Consider the following 24,620-nt stretch of genomic DNA (forward strand, 5'->3'; position numbering starts at 1 on the left):
GAGCGACTTTTTTATATTAACAAGTTGTCTTTCGTTTGTCAACAACTTTTTAATATTTCATTTCTGATGAATTGCGATTGCTTTCCAATCACTCATCAGCGACATTTAATAATTTAACATCTGTACTATATAAAGTCAACACCTTTTGAAAAGTTTTTTTCGTTTTATCAAAAAATCTTATTTACTTCCCTGTTTTCACCGAATCTTAGCAAGATTTTTAAAAGGATTTGATACTTCTCTTGAATGTTTCGTTCAAGAACTACATGATTCAAACTTTGTTGAAAAGCAACGTTTGTTCTTTTCATTTCTTCTCTGAGCAGTGCTTCTAACTCTAAACACTCCACTTGATTAAATAAACAAATTTTCATTGATTCACCTGCTTTTTGCGACATTGATTCTCAAAACATCAAAATAAAATCAGTCGTTCTTTTCCTTACCTGTTATTAATTGTAGACAAAACGCATACAAATTAGACAAGTACTACTTATTAAATGAGGTGACAAAATGAATATGTTTTATACTATTCGAGCCAAAAGAATCAAACAAACAATGCTTATCGTAGTTGCTGCTTTTTTTACAAGCTTTTTTCTTTATGCTCAACAGACGTTTCACTTTCCTGTGTTTTCAACAGATAACGGTCCACGAGCTGTTTATAAGGCGGATGATAAAAATTCCGAAGTTGCTCTTACATTTAACATCAGCTGGGGAGACGAAAGAGCTATTCCTATTCTAAATGAACTGAAAAAACAGCATATTGAACATGCTACTTTCTTTTTATCTGCTTCATGGGCTGAACGTCATCCAGATGTTGTAGAGCTCATTAAGAAAGACGGGCACGAAATTGGCACAATGGGCTATGACTATACTTCCTATACAAGCCTAAAACCTAATGAGATTAGACAGGATCTTGCAAAATCAAAGAAAGTCTTTGATTCTCTAGGCCTTAAAGATGTTCACCTTCTTCGTCCTCCTAACGGGCAATTTAATAAAGACATCTTAAAATTAACAGCAGATATAGGATATACTATTGTTCACTGGAGCATCGACTCTAAAGACTGGACAAATCCAGGAGTTGAAAAGATTGTATCGAATGTTACAAAGCCTTTAGACGGGGGAGATATTATCTTGCTGCACGCGTCTGACTCCGCTCAACAAACAGCAAAGGCTGTTCCATATATCAAGAATTCATTACAAAATAAAAAAGTCTCAAACGTAAGTGTTTCAACATTAATTTCAAATTCAAAAACCCAAGTAAAAGATATCCGCTAAGATTTATTCGCACTGTATATGGAAAGCAAAAGCAGACAAATATGCTATTTGTCTGCTTTTGCTATTCTTGCGTGCGTAAGAAGTTTCGGCAAAATAAGAAGTTGATACATATTACAAATTAGAAGTGGAAACAACATAAGGTAAAGCCAGCTTTCTTCGTTCGTTCGCAGCGCTGGGAACCATTCAATTGTCGTTACAACAATCATAAAAAACAGCGCTGGTACAAAGGCCTCTTTATTTGTCTGCTTTTTCTTTGCATACGCCACTAACAACCCCACCGCTAACAAGAAAACGCTTAACAAAATATACTTGCCTATGCCTTCTCCCGGTTGTTGAAAGAACTTATAACGAAAATAAGCAACGTCAAATAATACAAATAAAACAAATACAATTTGAACCGACTTCCAAAGTGATACAGATTTAAAAATTCCTAATCCAAATCGGTGAATAGTTAAATATGCAAAAAACCCCATTTGGCTAATTAAACTAAAAATAAACCCTACGCCTACGAGCCATGTTAAAACAGCAACAATTTCTCCTATCTTTCCTTGTTGAAATAAGTGACCGTATTCCCCCCAGCGCACCGCAAACCCAACAAAAGCTGTACTTATACCCCCGACAGCTAACGTGGTTAGAAATAGACGAACCCAGTTTCGACTATTCACTTCCATCTCCCCCATAAGTTACAAAATTGTACCTTTTCATAAATTGTACCAATCACGTTTTGAAAAATCTAGAGCTCTTTTATGAATAAAAAACCTTGATTATCTCATATTAAGCGTAAGCATATTAGGAAAGGAGCTCATTACTATGAAAAAGCGACTCATGCTCCTCATTTATATAGGAATGTGTATGCTTTTAGCTACAGCCTGTGCACCGCAAGATGAAGAGAACAATGGTATGGATTATGATCAAACAAAGAAAATGGTTGTTGATATTTTAAAAACAGATGAAGGAAAAAAAGCAGTCGAGGCAATTATGAAAGACCCTTCTGTTAGACAAGATATTTTAATGGATCAAAACGCGATAAAAGATACAATTTCTCAAACCCTAGTCTCAGATAAAGGCGTGGAATTTTGGAAAAAAGCCATGGATGATCCGAAGTTTGCTGAAAGCTTTGCTAAAAGTTTGGAAAAAGAAAATAAGACGGTCATCAAACAACTGATGAAAGATCCTGAATATCAAGGAATGCTTCAAGATGTTTTAAAGGATCCGGCTATGGAAAAAGAAGTACTGACTGTTTTAAAGAGTAAAGAATATCGCACTTATTTACAAAAGATTATGACCGAAACGTTTGATAGCCCTCTTTATCAATCTAAAATTCAAGACATTCTTTTGAAAGCCGCTGAAGAAACACAAGGTGGACAAAAACAAAGCAGCGACGATGGTGGTTCTTCTTCCTCTGGATCTGATTCAGGCGGAGAACAGCAACAGCAGTGATTAAATACGCATCTCATATGAGGTGCGTATTTAATTATGTCATTTATTTTTATTAAAAAACCTAAATAACTTCTTTATATTTTTTAATACTTAGTATTTTTATTGGAATTGTAAACTTTAATTCTTAGCTTTATGGTAAAATATTAGAAATTAACACAATCGTTTTATAGCAAAAGGAGGGAATTCGATGGAATTTCGCGTTATTAAAACGTTTCAAACCATTGTTCGTTTAGGAAGCTTTCAATTAGCCGCTGAATATTTAAAGTACTCTCAGCCTACCATTACACTGCACATTCAAAAGTTGGAATCCGAACTAGGATTTAAGCTTTTAGAACGAGGAAAAAGCATAAAACTTACTGAAGCAGGTAAAATCTTTTACGAGCGGGCAAATATTTTACTAAAGGAATATGAATATCTAAATAACACCTTAAAGGATTATTCAACAGGTGAAGCTGGCACTATCCGTATAGGTGCTGCAGAGCCTACAGCAAGCAGTCGACTGCCTTCCATTCTCTCATTATTTAAAAAAAGATATCCCAACACAGAAATTAGCTTACTCGTTGCAGACGAAAAGCATCTTCATCAACATATACGCAATCAAGAAATTGATTTCGCGATTGGCACTGTCTCAGAATCGTTCAGAGATATAGAATTTGAGGCATTACTAACGGAAAAACTTGTGCTGCTACTACCATTCAATCATGCTCTAACAAAAAGAAAAACAATCTTTGCAAAAGATTTAATACACGAAACGCTGATTACAGCTGGGCAATCTTCCGTTCAAAAGAAAATTGAGCAGCTAATCTTTGAACGAACAGGCCAACTGCCTGCTAAAGTCCAGTTAGGTACTATTAGCACACTTCAGCATTTTGTAAAAGAAAACTTAGGAGTAGCCGTTGTTCCACAAATAAGCGCAACTCTTCCGCCAGATCAAGTGGTGGTTAAAACGATTCATGACTTGCATGAGGGGCCTGCAATCGGCATTTTAAAGCACCAGTCTCACACCGTAAGTACAGCCGGAAAAACATTTTTAGCTCTCTTAAAACAAAACCTTGCATTTGATTTAAAAAAGGCGCAGATTGAACTCTCTGTATAATAGCAAAAAGCACGCGCTCGAACAGCGCGTGCTTTTTGTTATTTTCCTGTTGCTGCTTTTTCATTTTCGCAAATAAATGCAATCTTGCTTGCAATCTCTCCATATATTTTACCTAAACGATGCGATTCATCGTAAATGGAAGGTGCAAAATCTTCTTCATTCCAGTCAGGCTGACTTAACGGAAGCTGTCCTAACAGCTCTGTCTGAAGTTCCTCAGCAAGTTTTGGACCTCCGCCTTTACCAAATACATACTCTTTTTCCCCTGTTAGCTGGCTTTCAAAGTAGGCCATATTTTCTACAACTCCAATTATCTCATGATCGGTTTTCAAAGCCATAGCACCCGCTCTGGCTGCAACAAATGCCGCTGTAGGATGTGGTGTTGTAATAATCACTTCTTTACAAGCAGGAAGCATAGAGTGAACGTCTAATGCGACATCACCTGTTCCGGGAGGTAAGTCTAGTAAAAGATAATCTAATTCTCCCCATTCAACTTCTGTAAAAAAGCTTGTCAACATTTTTCCAAGCATAGGTCCTCGCCAGATAACAGGTGAATTATCTTCTACAAAGAAGCCCATGGAAATAACTTTTACTCCGAAACGGTCAACTGGAATAATCTTTTCACCTTCTACTACAGGACGCTGTGTGATTCCCATCATATCTGGAACGCTGAATCCATAAATGTCAGCATCAATTAAACCAACTTTCTTTCCTAAACGAGCTAGAGAAACGGCCAAGTTAACAGAGACTGTTGATTTACCAACGCCTCCTTTACCGCTGGCAATAGCAATAAATTCAGGTGCATTCGGACTAGTTAGTAAGTTGCCAGTATTCGGTTGCTCAGCGCGGTACTGCTGAAGTTCTTCAGGCGTAAACTCAACAAATCGCAGTCCGACCGACTGTACACCTGCTTTTTTTAATTCTTCTACAATTGTGCCTTGAAGGCTCAGCTGTTCACTAGTACCTGTTTTTGCAACAGCAATCTTCAGGCTTATATGCTGTTTTTCAGATTTAATTGTTATTTCTTTAATCGCATCTGTTTCTGATAGTTTTTTATTTAAAAATGGATCTGTAATTTCCCCTACTACTTCTTTTACTTGCTTTTCCGTTAGCATACTCCCACCACCATGTTAAAATCTATTTATTTATACTATCAAGTATATCATACATATTAGATTTTTCTGAATAGAAGGATGCTATGCTTTTTATTTAGGCTTTTCTCCAGTAAAATACCGGCTGACTCCTTCATAAATGGATTCAGCTAACTTTTTTTGATAGCGTTTCGATTGAAGCATTTTACGTTCTGTAGGATTTGATAAGAATCCTACTTCAACCAAAGCACCTGGTGGCTTAGAATGCTTAAGAAGGTAAAGAGTTTGAATAGCTTTTGCTTCACGACTCGTATTATCCAGATTATTTCTTAGCTCTTGTTGAATGAGTTTAGCCACTTGCTCGTTTTCTTTTAGGGACCCGTAATAGAAAGTTTGAGCCCCTCTCCATGCAGAGGATGGAATAGCATTCAAGTGAATACTTAAGTACAAATCAGCATTGGATTTATTAATCATCGTTAAGCGATTTTTTAAGTCCTCTACTTTTCTGCGACTGTATCCTCTTGTGTCTTTGGCCGCTAGGTCTTCGTCTTTTTCTCTCGTCATAATAACAAGTGCTCCTTGCTCTTGCAGATAGTCCCGAAGCATCAACGAAATTTTAAGAGTTATTTCTTTTTCAAGCACTTCATCCCCTCCTACGGCTCCTCCATCAACACCGCCATGTCCAGGATCTAGTACAATAACTTTCCCGCTAAGAGGGAGTGAAAGCGAACCGGATGATGTTCTATGATCTATCTGATATTGTACAATGACAAAAAGAACGAGAAGCGCTATAATTGTGCTCATTATTTTTACTTTAGACATTTTATCCCTTCCCTTCTTGCCTCACCTATTTATTTCTATATGGGACAAGAACGGGAATTATGAGTACTTTTTAATGCAAACGTAACCGACGTCTTTTTTCTGCGGTACGATAACCTTCTTTCCACCAGTCTTGCACATATCCTTGACACAAATAATACAGACCGTCTTGATAAAGATCTGTTACAGACATGCTGACGGCTCCATACAATGTATCAATTAAAAGAGACTCTTCTTGCTTACTGTGCTTCTGAAAGTCTTCGTAGCCTTTACCACGTTTACTCACCCGGGCACCTAATAAAAATGATTCGATGGCAATATCAAGACAGTACTCCTCCACATGTTCGTCTCCTAGCATATTCCACTGAAACATGGGATGAAAATAACGACGCAGCCTCTCTTGAAGCAAATCAAACGACAGTTCTCTTAGGACTTTGCGTTCATATTTCATTTCTTTTTCATAACGTTTTTCTTTTAAATATGTAACCTCGTTCACCATAACGCCTCCCTTTTTTACATATTGTCTGCACAAGCCTTCGTCTCATACGCAAACAACAAATAAAAAAAGCCTTGGTCCAAAGACCAAGGCTTGAAACGTAATATAAAATTAACGTTTTGAGAATTGTGGTGCACGACGAGCGCCTTTAAGACCGTATTTTTTACGTTCTTTCGCACGAGCGTCACGAGTTAATAGACCAGCACGTTTTAATGTTCCACGGTATTCAGGGTCTGCTTCTAATAAAGCACGAGAGATTCCGTGACGAATAGCGCCAGCTTGACCTGCATAACCTCCACCATTAACGTTTACAAATACGTCATAGTTACCTACAGTTTCAGTTAAAGCAAGTGGTTGTTTTACTACTTCACGTAGTGCAGCAAATGGAATGTATTCTTCGATTTCACGACCGTTGATTGTTACGCGACCGTTACCTGGTACTAAACGTACACGAGCAACAGAGCTTTTACGACGACCAGTTCCGTAATATTGTACCTGTGCCAAGATAATAACCTCCTCTTATTAATTATCCGCGAAGTTCGTAAACTTCTGGTTTTTGTGCTTCATGTGGATGTGCTTCACCAGCATACACATGTAATTTTTTGAACATTTGACGGCCTAGGCTACCTTTTGGAAGCATGCCTTTGATTCCTAATTCAAGCATTTTCTCAGAGTAGTTAGTACGCATTTCTAATGCTGTACGTTGTTTCAAACCACCTGGGTGCATGCTGTGACGGTAATAAATTTTATCAGTTAATTTCTTACCTGTTAGTTCGATTTTTGACGCATTGATAAGGATCACGTGATCACCAGTATCAACATGTGGTGTAAAAGTTGGTTTATGTTTACCGCGTAAGATTGATGCTACTTCACTTGCTAAACGACCTAAAGTTTTACCTTCAGCATCGACAACATACCATTTACGCTCTACTTCGTTTGCTTTCGCCATGAAAGTTGTACGCATGAGTTTCCCTCCTAATTTTCATCATCAATTATAAAATTATTTCAACCTTCTATTTCAACACGATTAATTTCCGGGGCTAACCGTGGGGTTAAAATACATACCATATGATATATTATATCTTTAAGCTACTAATGTCAAGAAAATGTTACACCAGGTTTAGTTGTCATAGAAAACGCGCCATAAATATAGTCCTTGCGAAGGCGCAGTCTTCCCTGCACGAGGACGTGATTTGCTTTCTAGAATATCTTTTATAGCATCTGGTTCAATACGGCCTTGTCCTACTTCTAAAAGCGTTCCAACAAGAATACGAACCATATTATACAGAAAGCCACTTCCAACGAATCTAAACACAAGCTGACTATTCTCTTCATACATATCAATCTTGTAAATCGTACGAATCTTATCTTCCACTTCTGTTCTCGCTGAACAAAAGCTTGTAAAGTCGTGTGTACCGAGTAAATATGTGATGGCTTTTTTCATTTTTGAGTAGTCTAATGGATAAGGATAATGGTATGCATAAGAACGAGTGAAAGGATTTCGATCTTCGCCGCGCAAAATATGATAGCGATACTCTTTTGAAGTAACGTCATACCGGGCGTGAAAATGTGCATCAACTTCACATACATTCTTCATTACAATATCATCTGGTAGCATTGAATTCAATGCTTTTTTCCACTTATCACATGGAATATTTAGGTTTGTATCAAAATGAATGACTTGCCCCTGTGCATGAACATTTGTGTCCGTTCGTCCAGAGGCGTAAATCGGCACTTTTTTGTTATGCATTTTCTCTAAAACGGCTTCAATCTCCAGTTGAACAGTTCGCTTATTGGGCTGAACTTGATAACCTGAAAAGTGTGTGCCGTCGTATGCAACTATACATTTTAAACGTTTCATCTTTTCACCAAACAATCTTTACGTTCTAATCAGCACTAAAACAACTGCTACTGCCAGCAGAAGTAAAAGCATAATTGTATCTATGCTTCCCCATTTCAATTGACGATACTTTGTACGCCCTTCTCCGCCTTTATAACCCCTTGCCTCCATGGCAATAGCCAGCTCTTCAGCACGCTTAAATGAACCTATAAATAGAGGAACAAGTAAAGGAACGACAGCTTTCAAACGATCCGTAACGGGGCCGCTGCTAAAGTCCACTCCTCGTGCTGTCTGCGCTTTAATAATTTTATCTGTCTCTTCCATCAATGTAGGAATAAAGCGAAGAGAAATGGACATCATTAAAGCTAATTCGTGTACGGGAAGCTTAAGCTTTTTAAATGGATTCAGCAAGCTTTCCATTCCATCTGTTACTTCAATAGGCGTAGTCGTTAAAGTTAGCATCGTCGTAATTAGAATTAAGAACAAGAAGCGCAAGGAAATTAAAACACCTTGAATAAGGCCGCCTTTATAGACAGAAAACCATCCCCATTCAAACAAAAGAGGACCTTCCTTCGTCATAAAAATGTGCAATAGAAACGTGATGATAATAATAAACATAACGGGCTTTAACCCTCTTAAAATAAACGAAACGGGCACTTTACTCATGGCCACTATCATAAGGGTATACACACCTAAAAAAGCATAGCCAATAGGGTTATTTGCTAAAAACACAATTAATACATACGCAAATACGAGAAGCAGCTTGGCCCGAGGATCCATTCGATGGACAACCGAATGACCCGGCACATACTTACCAATAATGATTGAGTTCATCATAATCGTTCACCTTGCTGCATAAGGTGCTGCACTTTCTCTACCACCTCAGAAAAGGTAATAACCGTATCCGATGCTTCAAGCTGAAATTTCTCTTGCAGCTTCAGCATAAAGCGAAGCGATTCTGGAACATCCAATCCATATTCTTTTAACTGCGTATGCTGACCAAATACTTCTCTAGGTGACCCTTTCATCGCAATCGTTCCCTTATTCATCACAATTAGCTCATCTGCGTACATAGCTGCATCTTCCATGCTGTGAGTCACGAGAATCGTCGTCAAGCCTTTTTCTTTATGAAGACGATAAATCATATTCATAATTTCTTGACGCCCTCTAGGGTCCAATCCAGCAGTTGGCTCATCTAAAATTAGCACATTAGGATTCATCGCTAGAATACCTGCTATCGCTACACGACGCATTTGTCCACCACTCAAATCAAAAGGAGATCTGGAGAGAATGTCTTCTGGCAACCCTACTAACTTGATAAGCTCTCTTGCTTTTTGCTTTGCTTCTTCTTCCGAAACGCCATAATTCATTGGTCCAAAAGCTATATCTTTTTCCACCGTTTCTTCAAAAAGCTGATGTTCTGGAAATTGAAACACCACGCCTACTTGCTGCCGAATAGCTTTTAAATTCTTTTCTTTTCGATTGGCTTTAATGGTGCGCTCACCGATTTGAATTTCACCAGCAGTTGGCTTCAATAAGGCATTCAGATGCTGTATGATTGTTGATTTCCCAGAACCAGTATGGCCAATAACAGCCAAAAATGTACCTGATTGAATGTTTAAATTTAAGTCATGTAGAGCAATTCGTTCAAATGGTGTATTAACTTGATAACGGTGCTCTACTTCTTTGAATATAATGTCCATAGTTCGTCCACCAAGTCCTCATCTGTTAAATGAATTTTTGATAAAGGAATTCCTACGGAAGCAAAACGATGGCTTAGTTTAACGGAAAACGGCAAGTCTAGTCCAATATCCGTTAACTTGGAACCTAATGCAAATACTTCGCGTGGAGTACCTGTTGCATAGATCTTCCCTTTGTTCATCACAACGACTCTGTCAGCCATTGCTACTTCATCTAAATCGTGAGTAATTGAAATAACCGTCAGTTGTTTTTCTTCTTTTAATTTTCTAACAGTTTCAAGTACTTCAGTTCGCCCAATAGGATCTAACATAGATGTTGCTTCATCTAGAATGATGACAGATGGCTGTACGGCAATTATACCCGCAATGGCCACACGCTGTTTTTGTCCACCTGATAGCTGATGAGGCTCTTGATCCAGAAAAGCACTCATATTGACCATTTCGATTGCTTCAGGTATACGTTTTTCCATAATCTCAAATGGGATCCCGTTGTTTTCAAGCCCAAACGCAATATCGTCTTGAACGGTTGAGCCAACAAATTGATTATCTGGATTTTGAAACACCATTCCAATCTGCTTGCGCACATCCCATATTGTTTCTTCAGATAAAAGAGTATCGCCCACTCGAACCGTTCCTTTTTCAGGTAGCAAAAGGCCGTTTAGAATTCGTGCCAGCGTCGACTTACCAGATCCATTATGTCCAGCTATCGCTAACCATTCACCTTTATAAGCAGAGAGAGAAAGGTGATCTAATGTTAGGTCTGCTTCAGGATCGTATCGAAAGCATAAATCTTTTACCTCTAAAGACATTTCTTTCAACGCTATCTTCCTCTCAGCTTTTTCTATTGCAGCATTACCTACATTGATTTTTTACGCTATTTACCCGGTTTTAGGTATAAAAAAAGGGCAACGACTAGTTACACACTGTCTCGCCCTTTTCTATCTGTATTAAAAATATTAAACTAATTCAATGATAACCATTGGAGCACCGTCACCACGGCGAGGTCCAACTTTTAAGATACGAGTGTAACCGCCTTGGCGATCTTCGTAGCGAGTAGCAATATCGCTGAATAGTTTTTGTAAAGCGCTTTGACCAGCTTCTTCGTTAGCTACTTCATTACGGATGTAAGATGCAGCTTGACGACGAGCGTGTAGATCTCCACGTTTACCTAAAGTAATCATTTTTTCAACAGTTGAACGTAATTCTTTTGCACGAGCTTCAGTTGTCTCAATGCGTTCACTGATGATTAAATCAGTTGTTAAATCACGAAGAAGCGCCTTGCGTTGTGCGCTTGTACGACCTAATTTACGGTAAGACATGTGAGGTCCCCTCCTTTGTTAAGTAGTTAAACAGGTAGATATAATCAGTCGTCCTTACGTAGACCCAAACCTAATTCTTCAAGTTTAGCTTTAACTTCTTCTAAAGATTTACGGCCTAAGTTACGAACTTTCATCATATCTTCTTCTGTTTTATTAGCAAGCTCTTGTACAGTATTGATGCCTGCTCGTTTTAAGCAGTTGTAAGAACGAACAGATAAATCCAGTTCCTCGATCGTCATCTCTAGAACTTTTTCTTTCTGGTCTTCTTCTTTTTCTACCATAATCTCTGCTTTTTGAGCTTCATCTGTTAAGTTAACGAAGATATTTAAGTGTTCAGTTAGAATCTTTGCACCTAAAGCAACAGCTTTTTCTGGCTCAATGCTACCGTCAGTCCAAACATCCAACGTTAACTTATCGTAATTTGTCATTTGACCAACACGAGTATTCTCTACATAATACGATACGCGAGTAACAGGCGTATAGATTGAATCAATTGGAAGTACACCAATTGGTTGGTCTTCACGCTTGTTAGCATCGGCAGGATTATAACCTCGACCTGTGCGAGCAGTAAGTCTCATACGGAAATGAGCATCTGACTCAAGTGTTGCAATATGAAGATCCGGATTTAGAACTTCGATATCGCTGTCTGCTTGAATGTCAGCAGCCGTTACTGTACCAGGACCTTTAACATCGATCTCAAGTGTTTTCTCTTCATCAGAGTAAATCTTTAACGCTAACTTTTTAACGTTTAAAATGATGTTTGTTACATCTTCAACAACTCCAGGAACTGTTGAAAATTCATGTAATACACCTTCAATTTGAATAGATGTTACAGCTGCACCAGGGAGTGAGGATAATAGGATACGACGTAAGGAGTTACCCAAAGTAGTACCATATCCACGCTCAAGTGGTTCGACGACGAATTTACCGTACTTTCTATCATCGCTGATTTCTACCGTTTCGATTTTTGGCTTTTCAATCTCTATCAATATAAACCCTCCTTCAAAACGTCGAAACCTCGGCTAGACGGCTGATTTCTCAAATGCCTAACCGAAATTCCCTATTAGACAGTTCCCGAATGTGCACAACAAATGGAAAACATTTCGTTGCATGAATAAATTCTACACCATCATCATTATAGACAACGAAATAGAATCTATACATATTAATTATACACGACGACGTTTTGGTGGGCGGCATCCGTTGTGAGGTACAGGAGTAACATCTTTAATAGCTGTTACTTCTAAACCTGCAGCTTGAAGAGCACGGATAGCTGCTTCACGACCAGCACCAGGGCCTTTAACTGTAACTTCAAGAGTTTTCATTCCGTTATCCATAGAAACTTTAGCAGCAGTTTCAGCAGCCATTTGCGCAGCAAATGGAGTAGATTTACGAGAACCTCTGAAGCCAAGTGCGCCTGCACTAGACCAAGCAATCGCATTACCGTGAACATCTGTAATTGTTACAATAGTGTTGTTAAACGTTGAGCGAATATGAGCTACACCAGCTTCAATATTCTTTTTCACGCGACGTTTACGTGTATTAGTTTTACGTGCCATCTGTTAATGACCTCCCTTACTAATTATTTCTTCTTGTTCGCTACAGTACGGCGTGGGCCTTTACGTGTACGAGCATTGTTTTTACTGTTTTGACCACGAACTGGTAAACTACGACGGTGGCGGATACCACGGTATGAACCAATCTCAATTAAACGTTTGATGTTTAAAGAAACTTCACGACGAAGATCGCCTTCTACTTTATAGCTATCTAAAATATCACGAATTTTACCTAATTCTTCTTCTGTTAAGTCACGAACGCGAGTATCTTCAGAAACTCCAGCTTCAGCTAGAACTTTTTCAGCAGTTGGACGACCAATACCGAAAATGTATGTTAATGAAATTACTACACGCTTGTCACGAGGAATATCAACACCAGCAATACGTGCCATATGAATAGTGCACCTCCTTATTGATTAACCTTGTTTTTGTTTATGCTTAGGGTTTTCACAAATTACCATTACTTTACCTTTTCTACGGATAACTTTACATTTTTCGCAGATTGGTTTAACTGATGGTCTGACTTTCATGTTTCATACCTCCTTGATAGTACGGAGTGCATAGGTTTTATTTGAAACGGTACGTAATTCTACCGCGAGTTAAATCGTATGGTGACAATTCTACAGTTACTTTATCACCAGGTAAGATTCGAATGAAATGCATGCGAATTTTTCCTGATACGTGAGCAAGTACTGTATGACCATTTTCTAATTCTACCTTGAACATAGCGTTAGGTAAAGTTTCAGCAACTGTACCTTCAACTTCAATTACATCGTCTTTTGCCATTAAAGTGCTCTCCTTTCTTTGAAACAGTAACAAGCTATCATTAAACGACTTAAAAAGAACCTGTTCTGAACATCCGGAGATCGTAATCATTAAATTCAAGATGATTGACGCTAATATACATCTTTACCATTTTAACAGCAATTCAGACGAAAAACGATCATCGTGAATTTAGATAATTACTGTTTACTGTCCAGTGCATCTAGCGAGGAATGGATAGAGATAACATCCTTTAACATTACAATGCTGTCAGAATTTCATATCCCGTCTCAGTAATTGCAATAGTATGTTCGAAGTGCGCACACATTTTACCATCTACTGTGACAACTGTCCAGTTATCAGGTAATGTTTTTACATATCGCATACCAGCATTCACCATTGGCTCAACTGCCAATACCATGCCTGGACGTAGACGCGGTCCTTTATTCGGTGGACCATAATGAGGTACTTGCGGATCTTCATGTAAGTCTTTGCCGACCCCATGGCCAACATATTCTCTTACAATCGAAAAGTTACGTGATTCTGCGTACTGTTGAATAGCATGTGAAATATTCGACAAACGCTCACCCGGCTTAGCTTCTGCTAATCCCTTGTAGAGAGATTGCTCAGTCACATTAAGCAGCTCTTGATTTTCTAATGAAATCTTTCCTACTCCATATGTCCAAGCTGAATCACCGTGATAGCCACCGAATTTAGCTCCGATGTCTAAACTGATGATATCTCCTTCATTAAGCTTGCGTTCACCCGGAATACCATGAACTAATTCTTCATTCACAGAAGCACATACACTGCCGCGAAAACCATTATACCCTTTAAAAGACGGAATTGCATCATGTTGACGAATAAAATTTTCAGCAATTGCATCCAATTCTATAGTCGTAATACCTGGAGCGATATGCTTTTTTAACTCTTGATGAGTTAAAGCCACGATTCGTCCAGCTTCACGCATGACCTCAATTTCCTCTGGTGTCTTGCAAATGATCATTGCTTAACCCCAGCAAGTAATTGACGAACATCCTCAAACACAATGTTAATATCTTGATTACCATTAATATTGCGTAGATAACCTTTTTCTTGATAGAAATCAAGTAGAGGTTGAGATTGTTTAACATTAACTGAAAGTCTAGTTGAAACCGTCTCAGCATTGTCATCTGCACGTTGGTAAAGCTCTCCGCCACATTTGTCACAAACTCCTTCTTTCGCAGGAGGATTGAATACTAAGTGGTAAGTAGCTCCGCAATCTTTACAAATGCGGCGTCCAGTAAGACGCTCCATTAAAATGCTTTGATCTACATCAATATTAATCACATAATCAATTTGCTTGTTTAGTTCTTTTGTAATTGTTTCAAGAGCTTCTGCTTGGGCTACTGTTCTTGGGAAGCCATCAAGTAAAAAGCCGTTTTCACAATCTTGTTTGTTTAAACGCTCGCGCACAATTCCAATTGTTACTTCATCAGGAACAAGGTTACCTTGATCCATAAATGATTTAGCTTTTAAACCTAGTTGCGTTCCTTCTTTAATTGCAGCTCGGAACATATCTCCTGTTGAGATATGAGGGATATCGTAATGCTCAACGATTTTTTCTGCTTGAGTACCTTTCCCAGCACCAGGAAGGCCCATTAACACTAAATTCATTTCTTGCTTCCCCCTCAGTATCTTATCCGTTTAATGGGAAAGCAGCTTGCTTCCCACTAAACAGCTTTACTTAATAAATCCCTTATAATGGCGTTTCACTAATTGACTCTCAAGCTGTTTCATTGTCTCAAGAGCTACACCGACAACAATTAACAAACTAGTACCGCCGATCTGAGCAGATGATGGTAAGTTTGCAATTTTGATGAACAGAACCGGCAACACAGCAATTAACGCAAGGAATATCGAACCGATTAATGTCAGACGATATAACACTTTCGTTAAATAAGCTTGTGTGCTTTTACCAGGACGGATGCCTGGGATGTAGCCACCTTGCTTTTTCAAGTTCTCTGCTACTTGTTCAGGGTTAACTTGAACAAAAGTATAGAAGTAACAAAAAGCAATGATTAACGCTACATACACTATCATACCAATTGGCTTAGTATAGTCAAATGTATTCTGAATCCACGCCGTTACATCATTTGGACCGAAAAATGATGCAATTGTTGGTGGTGTAATAATAAATGAAACTGCAAAGATAACAGGAATAACCCCAGCTGCATTTACTTTTAACGGCAAATGAGTGGATTGACCTCCAACAGGATTACGACCAGCTGAACCCTTTGCATATTGAATAGGAATTTTTCGTAGCGCTTGTTGGAAGTAAATAACCCCAACAATAATAGCTAAAACTGCAATCGCAATTAAAACTACCGTTACGATACGAATGAATAATTGATCTCCAACGTCTTCAAATTGCTGTGCATAAATTTGATTTAATGTTGTCGGAATACCAGCTGCAATCCCAGCAAAGATAATGATAGAAATACCGTTACCTACGCCTTTTGCAGTAATCTGCTCTCCTAACCACATTAAGAAGGCAGTACCTGCCGTTAACACTGTAGCAATTAGAAGATACGTAGAAATTCCTGGATTAGCGATCAATTGTCCGCCCGAAATATTGTTGAATCCTATAGACATACCTAAAGCCTGGATAAATCCAAGCACAATTGTTCCATAACGAGTTACTTGAGCTAATTTACGGCGCCCAACATCTCCCTGCTTTGACCATTCTGTAAACTTAGGTACAACATCCATCTGTAATAATTGGACGATGATGGATGCTGTAATATAAGGCATAATGCCCATAGCAAGAATGGAGAAGTTTTTTAACGCGCCGCCGCCAAATGTATTCAGAACCCCGAATACATTTAACCCATCTTGCAATTTTAGTACATCCGTATTAACACTTGGTACAGGAATAAATGTACCAATTCGGAAGACAATTAACATTAACAAAGTGAAAAAGATTTTTTGTCTTATTTCACGCACGCGCATTAAATTGGAGATTGTTTGAAACATTAGATCACCTCAACTGTACCGCCAGCAGCTTCGATAGCTTCTTTAGCAGTTGAAGAGAATTTAGCAGCTTTAACAGTTAGCTTAGAGTTTAATGTACCGTTTCCTAGTACTTTAACGCCAGCTTTTGCTTTGCTTACTAAACCAGTTTCGATTAATAATTCTGGTGTTACTTCAGTTCCATCTTCAAAACGGTTAAGAGCTTCTAAATTAACGATCGCGTATTCTTTGCGATTGATATTAGTGAACCCACGTTTTGGAAGACGACGGAATAAAGGAGTTTGACCACCTTCGAAGCCAGGTCTTACGCCACCGCCAGAGCGAGCGTTTTGCCCTTTGTGACCTTTACCTGAAGTCTTTCCGTTACCTGAACCAGTACCACGACCTACACGGTTACGTACTTTACGTGAACCTTCAGCTGGTTTCAATTCATGAAGTTTCATTCCGGAGCACCTCCTTAGAGTGACAATTTATACTTATTGCTCTTTTACTGTAACAAGGTGAGCTACTTTGTTAATCATTCCGCGAATTGCAGGATTATCGTCTTGAACGACAGTTTGATTTAACTTACGTAGGCCAAGTGTACGAACAGTTACACGTTGATCTTCTGGACGACCAATTACGCTACGAGTAAGGGTAATTGCTAGTTTGTTTGCCATTCCATATCCCTCCCTTATCCTAACAGTTCTTCTACAGTCTTGCCACGTAGTTTTGCAACATCTTCAGCACGTTTTAGGTTAGCTAAACCGTTAAGAGTTGCACGTACCATGTTGATTGGAGTGTTTGAACCTAAAGATTTAGATAGAATATCACTTACTCCACCCAATTCTAGTACCGCACGAACTGGGCCACCAGCGATAACTCCTGTACCTTCAGAAGCAGGTTTTAAGAAAATTTGACCTGCACCAAATTGTCCAAGGATTTCGTGTGGAATAGTTGTACCAACCATAGGTACAGTAATTAAGTTTTTCTTCGCATCTTCAATTGCTTTACGGATTGCATCTGGTACCTCTTGTGCTTTACCAGTACCGAATCCAACGTGACCGTTTTTGTCACCAACTACAACTAATGCAGCGAAGCGGAAACGACGTCCACCTTTCACAACTTTAGCTACGCGGTTAACGGTAACAACACGTTCTTCAAGCTCTAATTTATTTGGATCAATACGACGCATGATTTTCCCTCCTTTTACAATTAGAATTGTAATCCAGCTTCACGAGCAGCGTCAGCTAATGCTTTAACACGGCCATGATATAAATAACCGCCACGGTCGAATACTACTTCGTTTACACCTTTTTCTACTGCGCGTTTAGCGACTAATTCGCCAACTTTGATAGCAGCTTCAGTGTTACTAGTGCTTTCTAAAGTCAGGTCTTTATCTAACGTTGAAGCACTTGCGATTGTTACTGAATTTAAATCGTCGATAACTTGTGCGTAAATATGTTGATTAGAACGGAACACGTTTAAACGCGGACGAGTTGCAGTTCCAGATAACTTCGCACGAACACGAGCATGTCTTTTTTTACGAACTTTGTTTTTATCAAGCTTCGTGATCATTTCGGGCACTCCTTTCTTTTACCTAACCGGCATTACTTCTTAGCAGTTTTACCTTCTTTACGACGTACATATTCGCCTTCGTAACGAATACCTTTACCTTTGTAAGGCTCTGGTGGACGAACGTCACGAATATTTGCAGCTAATGCACCTACGCGTTCTTTATCAATACCTTTAATAACGATCTTAGTTTGAGAAGGAACTTCGATTTCGATTCCTGTTTCAGGAGTAATCTCAACTGGGTGAGAGTATCCAACGCTCAATACTAATTTGCTACCAGATTTTTGTGCACGGTAACCTACACCGACTAATTCTAAACCACGTTCGAATCCTTTAGTAACACCTTCAACCATGTTACCTAAAAGGCTACGAGTAGTTCCGTGAAGAGCGCGGTGCTCTTTATTGTCACTAGGACGATTAACAACTAATACGTTGTCTTCAACTTTAATCTCGATTTCAGGGTGGAATGTACGAGTTAATTCACCCTTTGGTCCTTTTACAGTTACAGTGTTGCTCTCGTTCGTAACTGTAACACCTGCTGGAAGTTCTAAAGGCTTTTTACCAACACGTGACATAGTTACACCTCCATTCACATTTAAAACTTATTACCAAACGTACGCTAATACTTCTCCACCAGTTTGCTTTTGACGAGCTTCTTTGTCAGTTAAAACACCTTGAGAAGTAGAAACGATTGCGATACCTAAACCGTTAAGTACACGTGGTACTTCGTTATTTTTTGCATAAACACGTAGACCAGGTTTACTGATACGTTTTAAGCCTGTAATTACACGTTCGTTATTTGAACCGTATTTTAAGAAGATACGGATAATACCTTGTTTGTTGTCTTCGATGTATTCTACATCACGTACGAAACCCTCACGCTTAAGGATTTCTGCAATTTGCTTCTTAATGTTAGAAGCAGGAACTTCAATTTTCTCATGACGAACCATGTTCGCATTGCGGATACGAGTTAGTAAATCTGCAATAGGATCAGTCATTACCATATTAATTTACCTCCTTCCCAAACTTGGGTTTTACCAACTAGCTTTTTTAACACCAGGAATTTGACCTTTATAAGCAAGCTCACGGAAACAAATACGGCAAAGCTTGAATTTACGTAGTACTGAGTGTGGACGTCCACAACGTTCGCAACGTGTATACTCTTGTACTTGGAATTTTTGCTGGCGTTTTTGCTTCGCAATCATTGATTTTTTAGCCACATTTTCGCCTCCTCTGCTTAACGTTGGCAGTTATTACTTCTGGAATGGCATACCGAACTGAGTTAAAAGCTCACGAGCTTCTTCATCAGTGTTTGCTGTTGTAACAATAACGATATCCATACCACGAACTTTAGTTACTTTATCATAATCGATCTCTGGGAAGATCAATTGTTCTTTAACACCTAACGTGTAGTTTCCACGACCATCAAATGCTTTTTTAGATACACCACGGAAATCGCGCACACGTGGAAGTGATACTGATACTAGTTTATCGAAGAATTCGTACATACGCTCGCCGCGTAAAGTAACTTTCGCACCGATTGGCATACCTTCACGAAGACGGAAACCAGCGATAGATTTTTTCGCACGAGTTACAACAGGTTTTTGACCAGTGATTTCAGCTAGTTCTTCAACAGCGTTATCTAAAGCTTTTGAGTTGGAAACAGCATCACCGATACCCATGTTGATTACGATCTTGTCGATTTTTGGCACTTGCATTACAGATTCATAATTAAACTTGCTAACTAGAGCAGGAGTAATCTCTTTTGTAAATTTCTCTTTAAGACGGTTCATGTGAACTAAACCTCCCTTCACATTTCATTAATTATTTATCTAAAGTTTCACCAGATTTTTTTGCTACACGTACCTTTTTGCCATCGATAACTTGGTACCCAACACGAGTTGGCTCACCAGATTTAGGATCCAACGGCATTACGTTTGATACGTGGATAGGTGCCTCTTGGCTAACGATTCCACCTTGTGGATTTACTTGAGAAGGTTTAGAGTGTTTTTTCACAACGTTCACACCTTCAACAAGTACACGGTCTTTCTTTGGGAAAGCTGCAAGTACTTCACCTTGCTTACCTTTGTCTTTACCAGAGATAACCACTACTTTGTCGCCCTTTTTAACATGCATCCTATTCGCACCTCCTTAAAAGGCATTTTGTATTTGTTCTATATATCAATTAGATAACTTCTGGAGCTAATGATACGATCTTCATGAAGTTGTTATCACGTAATTCACGAGCAACTGGTCCGAAGATACGAGTACCACGTGGTCCTTTGTCGTCACGGATGATTACGCAAGCATTTTCGTCGAAACGGATGTAAGAACCGTCAGTACGGCGAACACCACTTTTTGTACGTACAACAACAGCTTTAACAACGTCACCTTTTTTAACAACGCCTCCTGGTGTTGCTTGTTTCACCGTACAAACGATAACATCACCAATGTTTGCTGTCTTACGACCTGAACCACCAAGTACTTTAATAGTAAGTACCTCACGTGCACCAGAGTTGTCTGCAACTTTTAAACGAGATTCTTGTTGAATCATGTACGAAACCTCCCTTCGGATGAATCATTCTTATCCGATCTATCTTAACTATTAGATGATAACAGCTTTTTCTACAACTTCTACTAGACGGAAACGTTTAGTAGCTGATAACGGACGAGTTTCCATGATCTTCACGATATCGCCTAGTTGAGCTGTATTGTTTTCATCGTGAGCTTTGAATTTCTTTGAGTATTTTACACGCTTGCCATAAAGCGAATGCTTTTTGTAAGTTTCAACAAGAACAGTAACAGTCTTATCCATTTTGTCAGAAACTACGCGGCCAGTGTAAACTTTACGTTGGTTGCGTTCACTCATTCTGAAAGCCTCCTCTCAGACTTAATTATTTATTAGCAGCAATCTCTCTTTCACGAACTACAGTTTTCATACGAGCGATCGATTTGCGCACTTCGCGAATACGAGTAGTATTCTCTAATTGTCCAGTCGCTAATTGGAAACGAAGGTTAAACAACTCTTCTTTTAAAGCCTTAACTTTTTGTTCAATTTCAGCAGTGGTAAGGTCACGAATTTCATTAGCTTTCATTAGAATCACCACCAATTTCTTCACGTTTTACAAACTTACATTTTACAGGTAGCTTGTGTGCAGCTAAACGTAAAGCTTCACGTGCAACCTCTTCAGATACACCTGAAATTTCAAACATTACTTTTCCAGGTTTAACAACTGCTACCCAACCTTCAGGAGCACCTTTACCAGAACCCATTCGGACTTCTAGAGGCTTAGCAGTATAAGGTTTAGAAGGGAAAATTTTAATCCATACTTTACCGCCACGTTTCATGTAACGAGTCATTGCGATACGAGCAGCTTCGATTTGACGGTTTGTAATCCAAGAAGCTTCAGTAGCTTGTAAACCGAATTCACCGAAATGTACTTCCGTACCACCTTTAGCGCGTCCACGCATTTTTCCGCGGTGTTCGCGACGATATTTAACGCGTTTTGGTAATAACATAATTATTTTCCTCCTTCCTCAGTTTTCTTTTTAGTAGGAAGAACCTCTCCACGATAGATCCATACTTTCACACCAAGTTTACCATAAGTAGTATCTGCTTCAGCGTGAGCATAGTCAATATCAGCGCGAAGTGTATGAAGTGGAACTGTACCTTCACTGTAATATTCAGAACGAGCGATATCAGCTCCGCCTAAACGACCAGATACCATTGTTTTGATACCTTGTGCGCCAGCACGCATGCTACGTTGGATAGCTTGCTTTTGAGCACGACGGAATGATACACGGTTCTCAAGTTGGCGAGCGATGTTTTCAGCTACTAGTTTAGCATCTAAATCTGCTCGTTTAATTTCAAGGATGTTAATGTGTACACGCTTGCCTGTTAATTGGTTAAGAGCTTTACGAAGTGATTCTACTTCAGTACCACCTTTACCAATTACCATACCAGGTTTTGCAGTGTGGATCGTTACGTTTAAGCGGTTAGCAGCGCGTTCGATTTCAACTTTAGAAACAGCTGCATCGTTTAAACGTTTAGCGATATATTCACGTACTTTTAAGTCTTCATGTAATAAGTCAGCGTAGTCTTTGCCAGCGAACCATCTTGATTCCCAATCACGGATGACACCGACGCGAAGACCGACCGGATTTACCTTTTGACCCATGAATTATCCCTCCTTCTTTTCTGATACCACGATTGTGATGTGGCTTGTGCGCTTGTTAATTTGGCTTGCACGTCCCATAGCGCGTGGACGGAAACGTTTTAAAGTTGGACCTTCGTTAACAAAAGCGTCAGTAATAACTAAATTGTTAGCGTCCATTTCATAATTGTGTTCTGCATTGGCAATAGCAGATTTTAATACTTTCTCAACGACTGGAGAAGCAGCCTTTGGCGTGTGAAGTAGCACTGCTAGCGCTTCACCCACTTGCTTACCTCGAATTAAATCTACAACTAAACGAACTTTACGAGGAGCAATACGTACTGTTCTCGCGACAGCTTTAGCTTGCATTTAAAAGCCTCCTCTCATATTAGCGTCTTGTTTTCTTATCATCACTTGCGTGACCTTTGTAAGTACGAGATGGTGCGAATTCACCAAGTTTGTGACCTACCATGTCTTCAGTAACATAAACTGGTACATGTTTACGACCGTCATATACAGCAATTGTATGACCAATGAACTGAGGGAAGATAGTTGAACGACGAGACCAAGTTTTTACTACTTGCTTGCTGTCAGTTTCGTTTAACTTCTCAATTTTGTTGATTAAATGGTCATCTACAAAAGGTCCTTTCTTTAAGCTGCGACCCATAAATGAACCTCCCTTCGTGATTGTCCTACGGTTCGTTTGAACCGTAGCTCAATCCCGTTATTTTTTACGACGACGAACGATAAATTTATCGGATTTGTTTTTCTTCTTACGAGTTTTGTAACCAAGTGTTGGTTTACCCCATGGACTCATTGGAGACTTACGTCCGATTGGAGAACGTCCTTCACCACCACCGTGTGGGTGATCGTTAGGGTTCATTACAGAACCACGTACAGTTGGACGGATACCTAACCAACGAGAACGACCGGCTTTACCGATGTTGATTAACTCGTGTTGTTCGTTACCAACTTGACCTACAGTTGCACGACAAGTTGCAAGGATCATGCGTACTTCACCAGAAGTTAAACGTACTAATACGTATTTACCTTCTTTACCAAGTACTTGAGCAGATGTACCTGCAGAACGAACTAATTGTCCACCTTTACCAGGTTTTAATTCGATGTTGTGTACTACTGTACCAACAGGAATGTTAGCTAAAGGAAGCGCGTTACCTACTTTGATGTCAGCTTCAGGACCTGACATAACTTCTAAACCTACTTTTAGGTTTTTAGGAGCAAGGATGTAACGTTTTTCACCATCAGCATAATGAATTAATGCGATGTTAGCTGAACGGTTTGGATCATATTCGATTGTAGCAACGCGTCCAGGTATTCCATCTTTATCGCGTTTAAAATCGATGATACGGTATTGACGCTTGTGCCCACCACCTTGGTGACGAACAGTCAATTTACCTTGGTTGTTACGACCACCTTTTCTCTTGACAGGTGCAAGTAACGATTTTTCTGGTTTGTCAGTAGTAATTTCAGCGAAATCAGAAACTGACATACCACGACGACCATTTGAGGTTGGTTTATACTTTTTAATCGCCATCTCAATTTCCCTCCTTCTCTAGTAATCTTAAGCTTCGAAGAATTCGATTTCGTTGCTCTCTTGAGTTAGTGTTACTACCGCTTTACGACGACGGTTAGTAAGACCACTGTAGCGACCTACACGCTTGAATTTACCTTTGTAGTTCATGATGTTTACTTTTTCAACTTTTACGTCAAAGATTTTTTCGATAGCATCTTTAACCTCAGTTTTATTAGCTCTTACATCAACATCAAACGTATATTTTTTCTCAGCCATTAAGTCTGTTGAACGTTCTGTAATTACGGGGCGCTTAATAATATCACGAGGATCTTTCATTATGCAAGCACCTCCTCTACTTTTTCAACTGCGTCTTTAGTGATTACAAGCTTATCATGGTTCATAACGTCTAATACGCTTAAACCATTAGCTGCAACAACTGTTACACCAGGAATATTACGTGCTGAAAGTGCAACATTTTCGTTAAGATCCGCAGTTACTACTAATGCTTTGCGTTCTACTGTTAGGTTTTTAAGAACTGCTACCATTTCTTTTGTTTTTGGAGCGTCAAAAGAAAGAGCTTCAAGAACAACGATGCTGTTATCTTGAGCTTTAGTTGATAATGCAGACTTAATTGCTAAACGACGAACTTTTTTAGGTAATTTGTAGCTATAGCTTCTTGGAACTGGACCAAATACTACGCCACCGCCACGCCATTGTGGAGAACGGATAGATCCTTGACGAGCACGACCAGTACCTTTTTGACGCCATGGCTTACGGCCACCGCCTCTTACTTCAGAACGATTTTTAACTTTAGAAGTACCTTGACGTTGAGATGCGCGTTGCATTACGATCGCGTCGAAAAGTACTTTGTTGTTTGGTTCGATACCGAAAACGGCATCTTGAAGTTCGATTTCTCCAACGTTTTCACCGTTTTGGTTAAACAATGCTACTTTTGGCATTGGTTATTCCTCCTTTCTCGAA

42 protein-coding genes are annotated in these 24,620 nt (G+C 39.2%); 3 read left to right on the forward strand and 39 right to left on the reverse strand.

Annotated elements, in window-relative coordinates; all coding sequences use genetic code 11:
- Positions 1–167: 167 nt before the first annotated feature.
- Positions 168–368: a hypothetical protein gene (locus POF52_RS26915; protein ID WP_042451667.1), complete on the reverse strand. Its 201-nt coding sequence runs from the start codon at positions 366–368 to the stop codon at positions 168–170.
- A gap of 136 nt (positions 369–504) precedes the next feature.
- Here POF52_RS26915 and pdaB point away from each other — a divergent pair, with 136 nt between their 5' ends.
- Positions 505–1,269, forward strand: a complete 765-nt coding sequence (gene pdaB / locus POF52_RS26920) for a polysaccharide deacetylase family sporulation protein PdaB (RefSeq protein ID WP_271996659.1) — start codon at positions 505–507, stop codon at positions 1,267–1,269.
- 44 nt (positions 1,270–1,313) lie between these two features.
- Here pdaB and POF52_RS26925 read toward each other — a convergent pair whose 3' ends face one another.
- A complete protein-coding gene (locus POF52_RS26925) occupies positions 1,314–1,934 on the reverse strand; it encodes a KinB-signaling pathway activation protein (protein ID WP_271996662.1) in 621 nt (206 codons plus the stop codon).
- A gap of 145 nt (positions 1,935–2,079) precedes the next feature.
- Between POF52_RS26925 and gerD the strand changes: the two genes are divergently transcribed.
- The gene (gene gerD / locus POF52_RS26930; RefSeq protein WP_013054964.1) at positions 2,080–2,709 is read left to right on the forward strand and encodes a spore germination lipoprotein GerD; all 630 of its coding nucleotides are present in this window, start codon (positions 2,080–2,082) and stop codon (positions 2,707–2,709) included.
- A gap of 187 nt (positions 2,710–2,896) precedes the next feature.
- Positions 2,897–3,805 carry a LysR family transcriptional regulator gene (locus POF52_RS26935; protein WP_013081385.1) on the forward strand — a complete coding sequence of 303 codons (909 nt, stop codon included), beginning with the start codon at positions 2,897–2,899 and terminating at the stop codon, positions 3,803–3,805.
- 38 nt (positions 3,806–3,843) lie between these two features.
- Here the strand turns inward: POF52_RS26935 and POF52_RS26940 are convergent, their stop codons facing one another.
- The 37 genes from POF52_RS26940 to rplD form a co-directional block, all read right to left on the reverse strand.
- Positions 3,844–4,917 (reverse strand): Mrp/NBP35 family ATP-binding protein, encoded by a 1,074-nt coding sequence (locus POF52_RS26940; protein WP_271996668.1) that lies wholly within the window; start codon positions 4,915–4,917, stop codon positions 3,844–3,846.
- Between the two features lie 90 nt (positions 4,918–5,007).
- Positions 5,008–5,715 (reverse strand): N-acetylmuramoyl-L-alanine amidase CwlD, encoded by a 708-nt coding sequence (gene cwlD / locus POF52_RS26945; protein WP_013054961.1) that lies wholly within the window; start codon positions 5,713–5,715, stop codon positions 5,008–5,010.
- Positions 5,716–5,785: 70 nt separating this feature from the next.
- Positions 5,786–6,211 carry a DUF2521 family protein gene (locus tag POF52_RS26950; RefSeq protein WP_013081382.1) on the reverse strand — a complete coding sequence of 142 codons (426 nt, stop codon included), beginning with the start codon at positions 6,209–6,211 and terminating at the stop codon, positions 5,786–5,788.
- 108 nt (positions 6,212–6,319) lie between these two features.
- A complete protein-coding gene (gene rpsI / locus POF52_RS26955; RefSeq protein WP_013054959.1) occupies positions 6,320–6,712 on the reverse strand; it encodes a 30S ribosomal protein S9 in 393 nt (130 codons plus the stop codon).
- A 22-nt stretch (positions 6,713–6,734) separates the two neighbouring features.
- Entirely contained in the window at positions 6,735–7,172 is a 438-nt protein-coding gene (gene rplM / locus POF52_RS26960) for a 50S ribosomal protein L13 (RefSeq protein WP_013081381.1), read from the reverse strand.
- Positions 7,173–7,328: 156 nt separating this feature from the next.
- Complete coding sequence (gene truA, locus POF52_RS26965) at positions 7,329–8,069, reverse strand: tRNA pseudouridine(38-40) synthase TruA (RefSeq protein WP_013054957.1); 741 nt, start codon at positions 8,067–8,069, stop codon at positions 7,329–7,331.
- 18 nt (positions 8,070–8,087) lie between these two features.
- The gene (locus POF52_RS26970; protein WP_016762726.1) at positions 8,088–8,885 is read right to left on the reverse strand and encodes an energy-coupling factor transporter transmembrane component T family protein; all 798 of its coding nucleotides are present in this window, start codon (positions 8,883–8,885) and stop codon (positions 8,088–8,090) included.
- Positions 8,882–9,751: an energy-coupling factor ABC transporter ATP-binding protein gene (locus POF52_RS26975; RefSeq protein ID WP_271996675.1), complete on the reverse strand. Its 870-nt coding sequence runs from the start codon at positions 9,749–9,751 to the stop codon at positions 8,882–8,884. The genes POF52_RS26970 and POF52_RS26975 overlap by 4 nt, the downstream gene beginning before the upstream one ends.
- Positions 9,727–10,566, reverse strand: a complete 840-nt coding sequence (locus POF52_RS26980; RefSeq protein ID WP_013054954.1) for an energy-coupling factor ABC transporter ATP-binding protein — start codon at positions 10,564–10,566, stop codon at positions 9,727–9,729. Before POF52_RS26980 ends, POF52_RS26975 begins: the two co-directional genes overlap by 25 nt.
- Positions 10,567–10,704: 138 nt before the next feature.
- The gene (gene rplQ, locus POF52_RS26985; protein WP_013054953.1) at positions 10,705–11,067 is read right to left on the reverse strand and encodes a 50S ribosomal protein L17; all 363 of its coding nucleotides are present in this window, start codon (positions 11,065–11,067) and stop codon (positions 10,705–10,707) included.
- Between the two features lie 44 nt (positions 11,068–11,111).
- The gene (locus tag POF52_RS26990; RefSeq protein ID WP_013054952.1) at positions 11,112–12,056 is read right to left on the reverse strand and encodes a DNA-directed RNA polymerase subunit alpha; all 945 of its coding nucleotides are present in this window, start codon (positions 12,054–12,056) and stop codon (positions 11,112–11,114) included.
- 180 nt (positions 12,057–12,236) lie between these two features.
- Positions 12,237–12,626: a 30S ribosomal protein S11 gene (gene rpsK, locus POF52_RS26995; protein WP_013054951.1), complete on the reverse strand. Its 390-nt coding sequence runs from the start codon at positions 12,624–12,626 to the stop codon at positions 12,237–12,239.
- A gap of 23 nt (positions 12,627–12,649) precedes the next feature.
- Complete coding sequence (rpsM, locus tag POF52_RS27000; protein ID WP_013054950.1) at positions 12,650–13,015, reverse strand: 30S ribosomal protein S13; 366 nt, start codon at positions 13,013–13,015, stop codon at positions 12,650–12,652.
- A gap of 24 nt (positions 13,016–13,039) precedes the next feature.
- Positions 13,040–13,153 carry a 50S ribosomal protein L36 gene (gene rpmJ, locus POF52_RS27005; RefSeq protein WP_003156543.1) on the reverse strand — a complete coding sequence of 38 codons (114 nt, stop codon included), beginning with the start codon at positions 13,151–13,153 and terminating at the stop codon, positions 13,040–13,042.
- 37 nt (positions 13,154–13,190) lie between these two features.
- The gene (gene infA / locus POF52_RS27010) at positions 13,191–13,409 is read right to left on the reverse strand and encodes a translation initiation factor IF-1 (RefSeq protein ID WP_010285101.1); all 219 of its coding nucleotides are present in this window, start codon (positions 13,407–13,409) and stop codon (positions 13,191–13,193) included.
- A 235-nt stretch (positions 13,410–13,644) separates the two neighbouring features.
- Positions 13,645–14,391 carry a type I methionyl aminopeptidase gene (map, locus tag POF52_RS27015; protein WP_016762725.1) on the reverse strand — a complete coding sequence of 249 codons (747 nt, stop codon included), beginning with the start codon at positions 14,389–14,391 and terminating at the stop codon, positions 13,645–13,647.
- Positions 14,388–15,041 carry an adenylate kinase gene (locus POF52_RS27020; protein ID WP_013054948.1) on the reverse strand — a complete coding sequence of 218 codons (654 nt, stop codon included), beginning with the start codon at positions 15,039–15,041 and terminating at the stop codon, positions 14,388–14,390. The genes map and POF52_RS27020 overlap by 4 nt, the downstream gene beginning before the upstream one ends.
- A 66-nt stretch (positions 15,042–15,107) precedes the next feature.
- Complete coding sequence (gene secY, locus POF52_RS27025; protein WP_013081376.1) at positions 15,108–16,400, reverse strand: preprotein translocase subunit SecY; 1,293 nt, start codon at positions 16,398–16,400, stop codon at positions 15,108–15,110.
- Complete coding sequence (rplO, locus tag POF52_RS27030; RefSeq protein ID WP_013054946.1) at positions 16,400–16,840, reverse strand: 50S ribosomal protein L15; 441 nt, start codon at positions 16,838–16,840, stop codon at positions 16,400–16,402. The genes secY and rplO overlap by 1 nt, the downstream gene beginning before the upstream one ends.
- A gap of 33 nt (positions 16,841–16,873) precedes the next feature.
- Complete coding sequence (rpmD, locus tag POF52_RS27035) at positions 16,874–17,056, reverse strand: 50S ribosomal protein L30 (protein ID WP_013054945.1); 183 nt, start codon at positions 17,054–17,056, stop codon at positions 16,874–16,876.
- 14 nt (positions 17,057–17,070) lie between these two features.
- Positions 17,071–17,571, reverse strand: coding sequence for a 30S ribosomal protein S5 (rpsE, locus tag POF52_RS27040; RefSeq protein WP_013054944.1), 501 nt, complete (start codon positions 17,569–17,571; stop codon positions 17,071–17,073).
- 20 nt (positions 17,572–17,591) lie between these two features.
- Entirely contained in the window at positions 17,592–17,954 is a 363-nt protein-coding gene (gene rplR / locus POF52_RS27045) for a 50S ribosomal protein L18 (RefSeq protein ID WP_271996690.1), read from the reverse strand.
- A 32-nt stretch (positions 17,955–17,986) separates the two neighbouring features.
- Entirely contained in the window at positions 17,987–18,526 is a 540-nt protein-coding gene (rplF, locus tag POF52_RS27050; RefSeq protein WP_013054942.1) for a 50S ribosomal protein L6, read from the reverse strand.
- Between the two features lie 30 nt (positions 18,527–18,556).
- A complete protein-coding gene (rpsH, locus tag POF52_RS27055) occupies positions 18,557–18,955 on the reverse strand; it encodes a 30S ribosomal protein S8 (protein WP_013081375.1) in 399 nt (132 codons plus the stop codon).
- 30 nt (positions 18,956–18,985) lie between these two features.
- On the reverse strand, positions 18,986–19,171 hold the full coding sequence (locus tag POF52_RS27060; protein WP_013054940.1) for a type Z 30S ribosomal protein S14: 186 nt from the start codon (positions 19,169–19,171) through the stop codon (positions 18,986–18,988).
- A gap of 33 nt (positions 19,172–19,204) precedes the next feature.
- Positions 19,205–19,744 (reverse strand): 50S ribosomal protein L5, encoded by a 540-nt coding sequence (rplE, locus tag POF52_RS27065; RefSeq protein WP_013054939.1) that lies wholly within the window; start codon positions 19,742–19,744, stop codon positions 19,205–19,207.
- 31 nt (positions 19,745–19,775) lie between these two features.
- Positions 19,776–20,087 carry a 50S ribosomal protein L24 gene (gene rplX / locus POF52_RS27070; RefSeq protein ID WP_013054938.1) on the reverse strand — a complete coding sequence of 104 codons (312 nt, stop codon included), beginning with the start codon at positions 20,085–20,087 and terminating at the stop codon, positions 19,776–19,778.
- A 49-nt stretch (positions 20,088–20,136) separates the two neighbouring features.
- Entirely contained in the window at positions 20,137–20,505 is a 369-nt protein-coding gene (gene rplN / locus POF52_RS27075) for a 50S ribosomal protein L14 (RefSeq protein ID WP_013054937.1), read from the reverse strand.
- A gap of 51 nt (positions 20,506–20,556) precedes the next feature.
- Complete coding sequence (gene rpsQ, locus POF52_RS27080) at positions 20,557–20,820, reverse strand: 30S ribosomal protein S17 (RefSeq protein WP_013054936.1); 264 nt, start codon at positions 20,818–20,820, stop codon at positions 20,557–20,559.
- A gap of 25 nt (positions 20,821–20,845) precedes the next feature.
- Positions 20,846–21,046 (reverse strand): 50S ribosomal protein L29, encoded by a 201-nt coding sequence (gene rpmC, locus POF52_RS27085; RefSeq protein WP_013054935.1) that lies wholly within the window; start codon positions 21,044–21,046, stop codon positions 20,846–20,848.
- Entirely contained in the window at positions 21,036–21,470 is a 435-nt protein-coding gene (rplP, locus tag POF52_RS27090) for a 50S ribosomal protein L16 (protein ID WP_013054934.1), read from the reverse strand. Before rplP ends, rpmC begins: the two co-directional genes overlap by 11 nt.
- A gap of 2 nt (positions 21,471–21,472) precedes the next feature.
- The gene (rpsC, locus tag POF52_RS27095; RefSeq protein WP_013054933.1) at positions 21,473–22,129 is read right to left on the reverse strand and encodes a 30S ribosomal protein S3; all 657 of its coding nucleotides are present in this window, start codon (positions 22,127–22,129) and stop codon (positions 21,473–21,475) included.
- A gap of 3 nt (positions 22,130–22,132) precedes the next feature.
- On the reverse strand, positions 22,133–22,474 hold the full coding sequence (gene rplV / locus POF52_RS27100; protein WP_013054932.1) for a 50S ribosomal protein L22: 342 nt from the start codon (positions 22,472–22,474) through the stop codon (positions 22,133–22,135).
- 19 nt (positions 22,475–22,493) lie between these two features.
- Positions 22,494–22,772: a 30S ribosomal protein S19 gene (rpsS, locus tag POF52_RS27105; protein WP_013054931.1), complete on the reverse strand. Its 279-nt coding sequence runs from the start codon at positions 22,770–22,772 to the stop codon at positions 22,494–22,496.
- A gap of 57 nt (positions 22,773–22,829) precedes the next feature.
- Positions 22,830–23,660, reverse strand: coding sequence for a 50S ribosomal protein L2 (gene rplB / locus POF52_RS27110; protein WP_013081374.1), 831 nt, complete (start codon positions 23,658–23,660; stop codon positions 22,830–22,832).
- Between the two features lie 27 nt (positions 23,661–23,687).
- Positions 23,688–23,975 (reverse strand): 50S ribosomal protein L23, encoded by a 288-nt coding sequence (rplW, locus tag POF52_RS27115; RefSeq protein WP_013054929.1) that lies wholly within the window; start codon positions 23,973–23,975, stop codon positions 23,688–23,690.
- Positions 23,975–24,598 (reverse strand): 50S ribosomal protein L4, encoded by a 624-nt coding sequence (gene rplD / locus POF52_RS27120; protein ID WP_013081372.1) that lies wholly within the window; start codon positions 24,596–24,598, stop codon positions 23,975–23,977. The genes rplW and rplD overlap by 1 nt, the downstream gene beginning before the upstream one ends.
- Between the last annotated feature and the right edge of the window lie 22 nt (positions 24,599–24,620).

Source organism: Priestia sp. AB (assembly GCF_028369225.1).
In the GTDB taxonomy this organism is placed as follows: domain Bacteria; phylum Bacillota; class Bacilli; order Bacillales; family Bacillaceae_H; genus Priestia; species Priestia megaterium.

Excerpts from the sequence above, each read along its gene's own strand:
- POF52_RS26915 (WP_042451667.1), bottom strand. The coding sequence starts at position 368 with ATGAAAATTTGTTTATTTAATCAAGTGGAGTGTTTAGAGTTAGAAGCA.
- pdaB (WP_271996659.1), top strand. The coding sequence starts at position 505 with ATGAATATGTTTTATACTATTCGAGCCAAAAGAATCAAACAAACAATG.
- gerD (WP_013054964.1), top strand. The coding sequence starts at position 2,080 with ATGAAAAAGCGACTCATGCTCCTCATTTATATAGGAATGTGTATGCTT.
- POF52_RS26935 (WP_013081385.1), top strand. The coding sequence starts at position 2,897 with ATGGAATTTCGCGTTATTAAAACGTTTCAAACCATTGTTCGTTTAGGA.
- POF52_RS26940 (WP_271996668.1), bottom strand. The coding sequence starts at position 4,917 with ATGCTAACGGAAAAGCAAGTAAAAGAAGTAGTAGGGGAAATTACAGAT.
- cwlD (WP_013054961.1), bottom strand. The coding sequence starts at position 5,715 with ATGTCTAAAGTAAAAATAATGAGCACAATTATAGCGCTTCTCGTTCTT.
- POF52_RS26950 (WP_013081382.1), bottom strand. The coding sequence starts at position 6,211 with ATGGTGAACGAGGTTACATATTTAAAAGAAAAACGTTATGAAAAAGAA.
- rplM (WP_013081381.1), bottom strand. The coding sequence starts at position 7,172 with ATGCGTACAACTTTCATGGCGAAAGCAAACGAAGTAGAGCGTAAATGG.
- truA (WP_013054957.1), bottom strand. The coding sequence starts at position 8,069 with ATGAAACGTTTAAAATGTATAGTTGCATACGACGGCACACACTTTTCA.
- POF52_RS26970 (WP_016762726.1), bottom strand. The coding sequence starts at position 8,885 with ATGATGAACTCAATCATTATTGGTAAGTATGTGCCGGGTCATTCGGTT.
- POF52_RS26975 (WP_271996675.1), bottom strand. The coding sequence starts at position 9,751 with ATGGACATTATATTCAAAGAAGTAGAGCACCGTTATCAAGTTAATACA.
- rplQ (WP_013054953.1), bottom strand. The coding sequence starts at position 11,067 with ATGTCTTACCGTAAATTAGGTCGTACAAGCGCACAACGCAAGGCGCTT.
- rpsK (WP_013054951.1), bottom strand. The coding sequence starts at position 12,626 with ATGGCACGTAAAACTAATACACGTAAACGTCGCGTGAAAAAGAATATT.
- rpsM (WP_013054950.1), bottom strand. The coding sequence starts at position 13,015 with ATGGCACGTATTGCTGGTGTTGATATTCCTCGTGACAAGCGTGTAGTA.
- rpmJ (WP_003156543.1), bottom strand. The coding sequence starts at position 13,153 with ATGAAAGTCAGACCATCAGTTAAACCAATCTGCGAAAAATGTAAAGTT.
- infA (WP_010285101.1), bottom strand. The coding sequence starts at position 13,409 with ATGGCAAAAGACGATGTAATTGAAGTTGAAGGTACAGTTGCTGAAACT.
- map (WP_016762725.1), bottom strand. The coding sequence starts at position 14,391 with ATGATCATTTGCAAGACACCAGAGGAAATTGAGGTCATGCGTGAAGCT.
- POF52_RS27020 (WP_013054948.1), bottom strand. The coding sequence starts at position 15,041 with ATGAATTTAGTGTTAATGGGCCTTCCTGGTGCTGGGAAAGGTACTCAA.
- secY (WP_013081376.1), bottom strand. The coding sequence starts at position 16,400 with ATGTTTCAAACAATCTCCAATTTAATGCGCGTGCGTGAAATAAGACAA.
- rplO (WP_013054946.1), bottom strand. The coding sequence starts at position 16,840 with ATGAAACTTCATGAATTGAAACCAGCTGAAGGTTCACGTAAAGTACGT.
- rpmD (WP_013054945.1), bottom strand. The coding sequence starts at position 17,056 with ATGGCAAACAAACTAGCAATTACCCTTACTCGTAGCGTAATTGGTCGT.
- rpsE (WP_013054944.1), bottom strand. The coding sequence starts at position 17,571 with ATGCGTCGTATTGATCCAAATAAATTAGAGCTTGAAGAACGTGTTGTT.
- rplR (WP_271996690.1), bottom strand. The coding sequence starts at position 17,954 with ATGATCACGAAGCTTGATAAAAACAAAGTTCGTAAAAAAAGACATGCT.
- rplF (WP_013054942.1), bottom strand. The coding sequence starts at position 18,526 with ATGTCACGTGTTGGTAAAAAGCCTTTAGAACTTCCAGCAGGTGTTACA.
- rpsH (WP_013081375.1), bottom strand. The coding sequence starts at position 18,955 with ATGGTAATGACTGATCCTATTGCAGATTTACTAACTCGTATCCGCAAT.
- rplE (WP_013054939.1), bottom strand. The coding sequence starts at position 19,744 with ATGAACCGTCTTAAAGAGAAATTTACAAAAGAGATTACTCCTGCTCTA.
- rplX (WP_013054938.1), bottom strand. The coding sequence starts at position 20,087 with ATGCATGTTAAAAAGGGCGACAAAGTAGTGGTTATCTCTGGTAAAGAC.
- rplN (WP_013054937.1), bottom strand. The coding sequence starts at position 20,505 with ATGATTCAACAAGAATCTCGTTTAAAAGTTGCAGACAACTCTGGTGCA.
- rpsQ (WP_013054936.1), bottom strand. The coding sequence starts at position 20,820 with ATGAGTGAACGCAACCAACGTAAAGTTTACACTGGCCGCGTAGTTTCT.
- rpmC (WP_013054935.1), bottom strand. The coding sequence starts at position 21,046 with ATGAAAGCTAATGAAATTCGTGACCTTACCACTGCTGAAATTGAACAA.
- rplP (WP_013054934.1), bottom strand. The coding sequence starts at position 21,470 with ATGTTATTACCAAAACGCGTTAAATATCGTCGCGAACACCGCGGAAAA.
- rpsC (WP_013054933.1), bottom strand. The coding sequence starts at position 22,129 with ATGGGTCAAAAGGTAAATCCGGTCGGTCTTCGCGTCGGTGTCATCCGT.
- rplV (WP_013054932.1), bottom strand. The coding sequence starts at position 22,474 with ATGCAAGCTAAAGCTGTCGCGAGAACAGTACGTATTGCTCCTCGTAAA.
- rpsS (WP_013054931.1), bottom strand. The coding sequence starts at position 22,772 with ATGGGTCGCAGCTTAAAGAAAGGACCTTTTGTAGATGACCATTTAATC.
- rplB (WP_013081374.1), bottom strand. The coding sequence starts at position 23,660 with ATGGCGATTAAAAAGTATAAACCAACCTCAAATGGTCGTCGTGGTATG.
- rplW (WP_013054929.1), bottom strand. The coding sequence starts at position 23,975 with ATGAAAGATCCTCGTGATATTATTAAGCGCCCCGTAATTACAGAACGT.
- rplD (WP_013081372.1), bottom strand. The coding sequence starts at position 24,598 with ATGCCAAAAGTAGCATTGTTTAACCAAAACGGTGAAAACGTTGGAGAA.